This window comes from Runella sp. (assembly GCF_027484545.1).
Lineage (GTDB): Bacteria > Bacteroidota > Bacteroidia > Cytophagales > Spirosomataceae > Runella.
This window is the reverse complement of the sequence record NZ_JAIXST010000255.1, coordinates 1-9380: the sequence shown is the minus strand read 5'-3', so window position 1 is coordinate 9380 and position 9380 is coordinate 1. Positions and strand designations below refer to the sequence as shown.

Annotated in this window: 8 protein-coding genes; 1 reads left to right on the top strand and 7 read right to left on the bottom strand. The window is 45.8% G+C overall.

What is annotated here, in order from left to right:
- Positions 1-109 precede the first annotated feature (109 nt).
- The 4 genes from Q0081_RS23225 to Q0081_RS23210 all read right to left on the bottom strand — a co-directional run bounded on the left by Q0081_RS23225 (position 110) and on the right by Q0081_RS23210 (position 4919).
- Positions 110-607 carry an HNH endonuclease gene (locus tag Q0081_RS23225; RefSeq protein WP_298359327.1) on the bottom strand — a complete coding sequence of 166 codons (498 nt, stop codon included), beginning with the start codon at positions 605-607 and terminating at the stop codon, positions 110-112.
- Positions 608-698: 91 nt separating this feature from the next.
- Positions 699-2021 carry a sugar MFS transporter gene (locus Q0081_RS23220; RefSeq protein ID WP_298359324.1) on the bottom strand — a complete coding sequence of 441 codons (1323 nt, stop codon included), beginning with the start codon at positions 2019-2021 and terminating at the stop codon, positions 699-701.
- A gap of 89 nt (positions 2022-2110) precedes the next feature.
- Positions 2111-3478, bottom strand: coding sequence for a Gfo/Idh/MocA family oxidoreductase (locus Q0081_RS23215; protein WP_298359321.1), 1368 nt, complete (start codon positions 3476-3478; stop codon positions 2111-2113).
- 172 nt (positions 3479-3650) lie between these two features.
- Positions 3651-4919, bottom strand: a complete 1269-nt coding sequence (locus Q0081_RS23210) for a hypothetical protein (RefSeq protein ID WP_298359318.1) — start codon at positions 4917-4919, stop codon at positions 3651-3653.
- A gap of 109 nt (positions 4920-5028) precedes the next feature.
- On the opposite strand from Q0081_RS23210, the gene Q0081_RS23205 reads away from it, so the two are divergent.
- Positions 5029-5259, top strand: a complete 231-nt coding sequence (locus Q0081_RS23205; protein ID WP_298359315.1) for a hypothetical protein — start codon at positions 5029-5031, stop codon at positions 5257-5259.
- A 183-nt stretch (positions 5260-5442) separates the two neighbouring features.
- On the opposite strand, the gene Q0081_RS23200 is transcribed toward Q0081_RS23205, so the two are convergent.
- Genes Q0081_RS23200 through Q0081_RS23190 form a run of 3 tightly spaced genes read right to left on the bottom strand, consistent with a single transcriptional unit; the run spans position 5443 to position 9216 of the window.
- Complete coding sequence (locus Q0081_RS23200; protein ID WP_298359312.1) at positions 5443-6789, bottom strand: neutral/alkaline non-lysosomal ceramidase N-terminal domain-containing protein; 1347 nt, start codon at positions 6787-6789, stop codon at positions 5443-5445.
- Entirely contained in the window at positions 6786-8189 is a 1404-nt protein-coding gene (locus tag Q0081_RS23195) for a DegT/DnrJ/EryC1/StrS aminotransferase family protein (protein ID WP_298359309.1), read from the bottom strand. The genes Q0081_RS23200 and Q0081_RS23195 overlap by 4 nt, the downstream gene beginning before the upstream one ends.
- Positions 8190-8202: 13 nt before the next feature.
- Positions 8203-9216: a Gfo/Idh/MocA family protein gene (locus tag Q0081_RS23190; RefSeq protein ID WP_298359306.1), complete on the bottom strand. Its 1014-nt coding sequence runs from the start codon at positions 9214-9216 to the stop codon at positions 8203-8205.
- Between the last annotated feature and the right edge of the window lie 164 nt (positions 9217-9380).

Here is a 9380-nt window from a genome sequence, read left to right as displayed (position 1 = left end):
TCAGGCACTTCGTCAAATATTTTTTTCCATTCCATCCTCAAAAATACAACCAACAACAATTATATGGCTATTTTTGACCTATGCCCTAAATTAAGATTATTAGGTGCGTTCAACCTGAAGGAAGTGCGAATTCTTTTAGTTCATCAATATTTTTGTCTAATAGCCCGTTTTGGTTACAATAATTGAATGTCAATTTTAAGTAGCGCTTAATTATCATTAAAGGCAAAAATTTTCCACGGAAAATCATCCATTCTATTAAGTCTTTTTTCCCTTTTGAACTATTGCAAGTCTTACAAGCAAAAATTAGGTTATCAGCGTTGTCTTCTCCGCCATATTTTTGTGGGAAAATATGGTCTAACGCCAATTTATCTGCTGAACCGCAATAGTTACAAATTTGTCCTGTTTGTAATTTGATTTTTTCATCATCAAAGATTGTCCTCATATTCATTGTTCCATCTTTAAGTCCTTTGAATAATTTGGCTCTAATCATGAAATTGAGCATTCCATATTTTATTTGCTTTTTTTCAACAGCGGTGTGAGCCATTGCCAAGTTTGCGTAGGAATAATAAATCAACTCTCTAACTGTTTCAATTTTTTGTTTCGCCATCTTTTTGAACTATTCTTGAGGAATTACCTACTTATTGTGGCACAATTTGTTCAAACCTGCCAAGTTTTAAAAACTTGGCAGGTTTCGACTTTTATAATCCCCAACGTTTTACTTTATGACCATAAGCAGCATAATATACCAGATACAAATAGCAAGGAAATAAGACCCAATAAGCAGTACGAACGTCGTACAAATCAGCGAAATATCCGTACACCAGTGGCATTAGGGCGTTGCCGCACAAGCCCATGATAAGGATGGAAGCACCCAGTTTGGTATAACGCCCCAAGCCATCCAATGCCAACGGCCAAATACCCGCCCAAACCAATGAATTGGCTAAACCCAACAATACCACAAACCAAATGGAAAAGTCAGCCGTTTGTCCGAGAAAATTTACCGAGCCTTTGGCAAAAATAATGAGCAGGGTAAATACCGTTCCCAACAGCGTACAAAACCGCAACGCATTGACCTGACTGACAAATTTAGGAATGGTAATAATACCAATAATGTACCCGCAAATAGTGCAGGCCAAGGTATAGGAAGGAAAGGTTTTGGCTTTCAATAAATCAATGCCCATGGAATTGGCGTAGCCGATGATGGTATCAATCGCAATGACCTGCGTGCCTACGTGCAGGAAAATGGCTACGGCTCCCAGAATTAAATGCGGAAATTGAAAAATGCTCGTTTTTCCCGCATTGACTGTGGCTACTTCAGGGGTTTCGTGCTCGGTATTGATTTCGGGTAAAGGTGAACGATAAACCAAATAGCCCAGTACAAAAAGAAAGATACCCAATACCGTATAAGGTGTAATCACTCTCCGTACCAATTCGTCCAAGGCTACACTGCGTTGCAGGTCGTTCATGGTGCTGAGTTGGGCAAATAAATCGGTATCGGTCGGGCGTAAAATAACGGCGGCAAAAATGAGCGGCGACAAAATCCCGGCGGCTTTGTTACAAATACCCATAATGCTGATGCGTTGCGCCCCGCGCTCTTTCGGCCCCAAAATCGTAATATAAGGATTGGCGGCGGTTTGGAGAATGGATAATCCAATGCCAATCGTGAACAGGCCTATCAGAAAAATGCCGTACGTACGGGTCATGGCGGCGGGAATGAAAATGAACGCACCTAAGGACATGAACCAAAAGCCAATCATCATCCCTTTTTTGAATCCCTGCGTTTTGAGTAAATACGACGCCGGCACCGACATGATAAAGTAGGCAATGTAAAAAGCAAAAGCCACCAGATAGGCCTGAAAACTGGTGAGTTCGCAGGCAATTTTGAAATACGGAATCAGAATGGCGTTGACCCATGAGATGAAGCCAAACATAAAAAACATGACTCCCACTAAGAAAATAGAGATATTGGTTTCCCGTTTGGTCAGGCTGCTTACTTCAACGGCAGTGGTGTTGGCTTTCATATTGTGGTAAAATATATCATGTTAATATCGGCGGTTAACGTCGGCGAGGTTTGGAACGGGGACGCCCAGTCCTCGCCGACGTTGAAAAACTACAAAGTTGGCTCCCAACCCTTTTCATACTCCCGTTTCCAAAGCTTTTTAGCGGCTTTATTATGGAGAATATGTCCGTTGGTAGGGTCAATCTCCAAAATGCTGTTAGAACGTAAAGCAATATTTCCCAATTGGCAAAGCAACGTACTCTGATGTCCACCGATGATTCCTGATGCTAACGGTGTGCCTTCTTTGATAGCTGATACGAAGTTTTGGAAGTGAAACGCGTCCAACGCCTGCGAGGGGTCCATTTTGTTACGCGGGTCAATCACCAGATCATTTTTGACGTCTTTGATAATCTTATTTTCCAAATCGTAAATTTTATAAGCGTTACCGCCGCCGTATTCCAATGTGCCTTTTTCTCCGTAAAAAGAGACCCCCACGCTGCTGCCTTCAATATTGCGACTGTTGCAGCTGCGCCCTTCCCACGTCATGAATTTATCTTTGCCAAATTCCAAGTTAATCACCTGAGTATCGGGGGCTTCCCAATCGTCTTGGTAGCGATAACGGCCGCCGGAAGAGGAAACTTTGGTGGGAAATTCCACGCCCAATCCCCAACGCATCAGGTCGAGCATGTGGGTGCCGTTGTTAAGGGCTTCGCCCGTTCCCCAATGCCAAAACCAATGCCAGTTGTAGTGAATGACGTTGTCTTTGTAGGCACGACGCGGCGCGGGTCCCTGCCACAGATCGTAATTGAGCCACGACGGAACGGCGATTTCTTTCCCAACGCCTATTGACGCGCGGTTGTTGGTGTACCAACCTTTGGCAAAATACGGTCGACCGATAACGCCGTCCTGAATATCCTTCAAGGCTTGTTTAACATTCGGCCACGACCGACGTTGGTTACCCATTTGAATCACATTTTTATATTTGGCCGCCACTGCTACGAGAAGTTCTCCCTCGTACGGATTATGACTGCACGGTTTTTCCAAATAAACATGCTTACCCGCTTTCGATGCTAAAATAGCTGCCGGAGCGTGCCAATGGTCGGGCGCGGCAATGATCATAGCATCCACGTCTTTATCTTCCAGTGCTTTACGAAAATCAGGAACGTCTTTCGGCTTGGAATTTTGAATTTTTCCAACGGCGGCAATGCACTTCTCGGCCGCTCGCGAATCCACATCCGAAATAGAGATAACCTCACAGTTGGGTTGGAGCGCAAAGTTGCTTGACAGTGCCAAGCCCCGGCTGTTGACGCCCATGACACCGAGTCGGACTTTTTCGTTGGCTCCGAGAATACGGCCGTAGCTTTTGGCACTGAACCCGGGCAAAATACCGCCAACTGTCAAAGCAGCAGTGCCGGTAAGGGCTTTTTTGATAAAATCGCGGCGAGAGGTGCCGTTTGAGATAGTTTCCTGATGATTCATGAAAAGGTATGTTGGGTAAAAGGAATAGCTTACTTAGTACGAAGGGTTTAAGGTAAGTACAATAGCCAAAGATAAACAGGCTACTGAACTTTTCTTTTTGAAGAAGCCCTTTTTGTTTTTTACCTACTCACTCATTCTTGATAGCTACAAAATATAGCTCGGTTGAGACAAATCAGGGCAGGGTAATTTTGACCAAATCCTGAATCTCGTGCCCGTTATGGTCAAAGCGGGCTAATGTATAAACGGCACCGTCGGCCCCAATAGCAATAGAATTAACGTAGGTCGGTCGGCTTCCGTCGGGGTAAAAAATCGGCCCGTGATCTTTGTAAGTTTGGGTGGGAATATGGAATGTGATTAAATGTAGATTTTCCAGTCCTTTGGCCGCACCTTTGGCAATTTGGTCGGCACCTTTGAGACGCTTGCCGTCGATGTAGATCGGCCCGCCCGTCAGGTAATGAATCGTTTCGCCATCCGGTCCCGGTTGAAAGCCTAAATAACCGTAACTGAACTGATCGAACATGCCGCTTTTTCGGGAAGGCTCCGAGGTTAAGCGTTCTACGATTTCAATTTTAGGGATTTTTGGGTCAAAACGAAACAAATATCCCGAATTTCCGTGAATCCCGTAGGCGACCTGTTCGGGCGCATACCAAAAGATTTTACGCCAGTTGTAGCCCATGCTGCCCGGATGTTTGGGATCGTATTTTCCAAAATAATCTAAGCGTAAATCAACACCTTCTACTTTTTGTAAACCTTCGTTATCAGGATGATAAGTAAAAATATCACCTTCGGAAGTAGAAAAGTAAACGGCTCCGTCGCGCGGGTCAACTACCATCGAACGACACAATACGCGGTAATCATCGCCTGGGATTCCTACTTCACCTTTGGCCGAAACCAAACCAGCTTTTTTAAGGGTTTTGGCAGAAATATCGTAATGAATAAAATACCCCAACGGCCACGTGATGCCGTACAAATGCCCTCGTTCGCGGTCCATCGTCATGGTCAGGATGCCTTCGCCTTCGGGCGCGATGGCTAAGTCTTCAAATGCACCCGTTGCCAAATCGTAGGATAAAAAATGTCCGCCAGGGTAAATATTTTTGCCGTTGGGCGCGTTTTGCGGCAAACGTTCCATCCCGTCAATCATCTCATACACACCGATGTGCGTGGCGAAATATAGCTTGCCGTTGCTCTCATAAAAGCGAACGTGGCTTTTGCCTTGCGGAATGGCGTTAGCGTCTTTTTCACCGCAGATTTCAGTCAGGTCGGCTATCCATTCAGTTTGGTCGGTTGCCGGATCATACACGTACATTTGTCCGCCTACTTCGTAGGATTCGGAACAAAGGACGTAGTAGAGTTTGCCGTTGCTTGCGGCGGTAATGGCGTTATACGTATCGTGCGCTAATTCAAAGCCCGAGAAATAGGCTTTAGCGGTAAGTGAATTCATATTTATTGATTTTTTAAACCACAAAGGTTGACTGTGGGGACACAGTCAACGGCAAATAAGTATATTTGACTACAGAAATCCTTCCTGGAACAAAAATGAATTTATCATTATGACAAACCCTGAATTTTTACACGTTAAAGCACTATTTGATCAAGGATTAATAAACATTCAAAATGCGGAATTAGATGCCTTTTTATATGACAATAAATGGTATCCTTTACGTTTATTCGTCAATCAAGTACATAATAATGTTACCAATCATTATGCCATCAAAATACTTGTTTTGCTTATTCCCTATATTAAGAATAAAAGAAAATGTTCCTTTTCATGGAGCAAATAATCTACCAATTCTTCTTACGAATGAGGAGAGAATAAATGAAATAAAATTGGCAGTGAAAAGAATTAATAATTTACTTGATAATTAAGCCTTTTTACACTGAACCCTGATCTGTGTGTCTCCACGGTACTCGTCGGGAATTGTAATCCCGACGCATACTGCTGCCGATTTGTAATCGGTGAAAGATCATCTATTTTTATAGATACCAACTTGCTCCGCCAAGCGGTTGATTTCTGCATAGATCAATTCAGGCACCGAAGTACCCCAAACGCTCGGCAGCCCGTAAACCATTTGCGAAGAAGCACCTTCGTAGCCACCTTCCTTCAAAATCGTTGCGGAGGGAATGTAACCCATGACGTCGTTGGAGTAACCCATCACAAAAATATCTTGCCCGAATCGTTTTTTACACTCGATGGCGTATTCAATGACGAGTTCGCCCCCAAAGCTGAACAGCGGTTGGTCGCCCAATTTCCATACTTGCAAAGGATAGGAATACGAAGTGATAAATGGTTTTCCCTGTTTCTTTTCGGCCAACATGCGAGTCGCCCAACGTTTTAGATACGGTGTCGTTTCGCCTTGGGTTTTTATTAATTCCGCTTCTGTGGGTGGAGGCGAAAGGGGCAGAGTTATCTCAGAATAAGCCGTTTGGAGCTGTGCTGGCAACGAGCGCATGGGTTCTTCCAACACTCTATCCACGGCTGCCGCCAATTCGCGACCGTACTGTCGCGTCAACGAAATCGTGCGTCTGGGCAACGGATTTTGGTCACCGGCCGCTCCCTGAAAAAACAGAGCGGTGACGCCCGGGTGGGCTTTTTCCAGTTCTATTTGGGCAAAGCCGGGATAGTCGCCCGATATTTGATAAATATCCAGCACCGTTGGGTGACAGGCGTAACCAAAGGCGACTGCTTTAAGTTTGCCGTTGGCTGTCACGGCTTTAATGACGGGTACAGCATAATCGTTGGGACCTTTTAGTTCGGTTTGCTCACGCAAGGTCCCTTCTTTGTTGTTGCGCCGATTCACCTGAAACCGCGTTACGCCATTTTGCGCAAAGAGTTCGACGGGTTCTAAATCTTTTATCGCTTGTCCTACTAAGGCAATAATTTGTGCTTCCAATTGGCGCGAATAACGAGCAATTTTGGCTTCTTCGTTCGCATCCAACGGATAAATATCGTGCAAAGCATCGTCCAACACGGGACCTGAGTGTGTATGCGAACTGTTCAGAATGATTTGAGCTTTGGTCAGGCCGAATTGTTGGTTAAGCTGTATTCGAATACGATCAGACATGGCTTTGGGGAAACCCAACATATCCGTCGTGACGAGCACGCACTTTTTGCCGTTTTCATCCTCTAATGCCAACGCTTTGGCCCATAAGTCATGCAATTTCCCCTCGGACGCATGGGTACGGGAAGCATATCCGGCCTGCCAAACGGACTCTTTGGGCGTAATAATTGCTTTGGCAACCCCCGCTTTCCAACCCTTTGCCCAGGTCGATGAAATGATTAAAAATCCAATCAGCCAAAGATGTTTTCTCATTTGGTGCTCAGGAGTTTATCGGCGTGGGTATAGATTTTTTCGATGGCGTTGGCGATCTCGTCCATGTCCGCTTTCGTACCCAATAGCATATTTTGGGTAAACCAAACGGCTTCTTCGTTGCAGAGGCGGTCATTTTGGGGACAATGATTGCGTTCGACGTAACTTTTGAAGTCAAGCTGTGCTTTAGGATACATTTTTTGGAAGTTTTTCGACTGAAATGCGTCGTTCAGATACGGCATATTGTTTAGCGTCGCGTAGCCTTTGGAGCAGGGAATGCCCTCTGCCGATAACGCTTTCAGAAACGTATCGCGTGACAGGCCTTTAAATCCTTCTTTTTTGTAACGGAACGGAAACAGGTGGAAAGCTGCCCGCGTTACGTTGTCGTACAATTTGTAGGGAACAATGCCTGGGATTTTCTCGATTTTGGCTTTTAAATAGGCCGCATTCTCGTTGCGGAGCGTGGTTTCGGCGTCCAATCGTTTCAACTGCGCCAGGCCGATGGCCGCTTGATACTCCGTGATACGTTGTTTATTTCCCTGAATAATTGTTCCCGCACCAATCACGCCCGACGCCATGCCGAAAGGATTTCCGTAGTTATGGTACGAGAAACATCTGTCCATGAACAGGTCATTATTGCTCACAATGGCTCCCGCTTCACCGATGGCTAAGTTTTTGGAATTCTGAAAACTAAAACAGCCCGCATCGCCGAAGGTACCTACTTTTTGGTGGTTGATTTCGGCCATGTGCGCCTGACAGGCATCTTCAATTACCGCCAGATTGTGCTTTTTGGCAATGGCTAAAATTTGCGGCATGTTAGCTGGCAAGCCCAAAATATGTACCGGAATAATGGCTTTGGTGCGGGGGGTGATTTTCGCTTCGATTTTGGCTGGGTCAATCTGAAAGGTTTCGGGGTCCACGTCCACAAAAACGGGCATCGCGCCTGTGGCAATGACGGGGGCTACCGTTCCGATAAAAGTATAAGGTGGAATCAGTACCTCATCGCCGCCGCGAATGTCCAACTGCATTAAAGCCGTAATCAACGCATTGGTGCCGTTCATGACCGCCAATGAACGTTTGGCACCTACGGTTTCGGCCCATTTTACTTCAAATTCATTGACCACTGCCGCCCGCGACCACACGCCGCTCCGAATTACTTCGAGCAGTTGTTTTTCGTCGGTTTCGGGTTTCCAGATGGGCCAAGTCGGCCAGCCTTTGCTGCGAACGGGCTTGCCGCCCAGTAATGCCGGTGGTTCGGCTAACGAAAACGAGGTCGTAACAGAAGATTTGGTGGCCTGATTTTCATTAGTTTTTGCAAGGAGCGTAGGTGTCAATACCGCTCCTAAGCCCGTCAATGAGTTTCGTTTGAGGAATTCACGTCGTGAAAAATGGTTGGAAGGCATGGCAAAGGATAGTTTAAGGTTTTTTTGCTTTTTTCAAGACACTTTCGAGCGTAACGACCGCTCCGCCCTGACGTTTGCTTTCGTCGGCTGCTTCCATGAACGTAAATAGTTCGATGGTTTCTTCAGGGGTAACGGGGATAGCGCCCGTTTCAAAATAGTTGACAATATCTTTTAACAACGGTTCATAGCCGCCATAGGGACCCAGTACAATGTTGCCGTTTTTGGTGTAAACCGTGCCGCCGTAGTCGTGTTTGCCCGTGCGCGTGCCGCGAAACGTGCCCACGCGCCCGTCGGCCCATGTGCCGATGACAATGTCGGTATCTTCGGTATTCACCCGAAGGACCTGTTTACAGCCGGTTCCCATGACGGTATAAAGCGTTTCAACGCCGTGGATGCCGTACCAAAACAAGTCAGGGTGCGTTTTTTCGAGCACGGCTGGGCTGAACGTGTCGGCACCAACGACGATGTTTTTATCCACTTTTTCCACGCCTTTGATATGCCGCAGCGACGAGGCGGAGAATACAGGAATGCTGTATTTTTTGGAAGCTTCAAAAATGTCGAGGGTGTCGGAAAGCGAAGCCGCAATGGGTTTATCAATAAAAACACGTTTGCCTGCCTTGAGCACCTGAATAGCCTGTTCCAAGTGAAGACGACCGTCGTTGGTTTCCAGCAAAACGACGTCCACTTTTTTAAGCAGGTCAGCGATGGAATCAACGATTTCTACGTTCTGTTTTTTGACTTCTTCGGTATAAGCGGGAACGCGTTTGGTGCTGCTTTCAATGTCTTTGCTGCCTTGCGGATAGGCGGCTACTACTTTATACCCCAAAAAATCAGCACTTGCCTCGGGCGCATTGAGTGCTTTGACAAAAGCGGTGCTGTGTGAAGTGTCCAAGCCGATAATGCCGACGCGTTTGCCTGCGGCCACGGATTGCGCTGCCGCCTGTTTTGGGTTGACTGCATTGATGACTAAGCCGGCCAATGCGGCATTTTTAACAAATTTTCTTCGGCTTACAAATGAATTTACCATGATAAATAGTGGGAAAAGTGCCTAAAACAGGCAAGGTCGAGGTTGAAATAAGCAGGATTCAAGTTACAAATGCAACTTCTTGATGGTTAGTTAATTGATTAAAAATTTGATTTGGTGTTTGAAAATCATGTCTTTTTCTTGGCCTGTTATTAAGTTCATTCTCT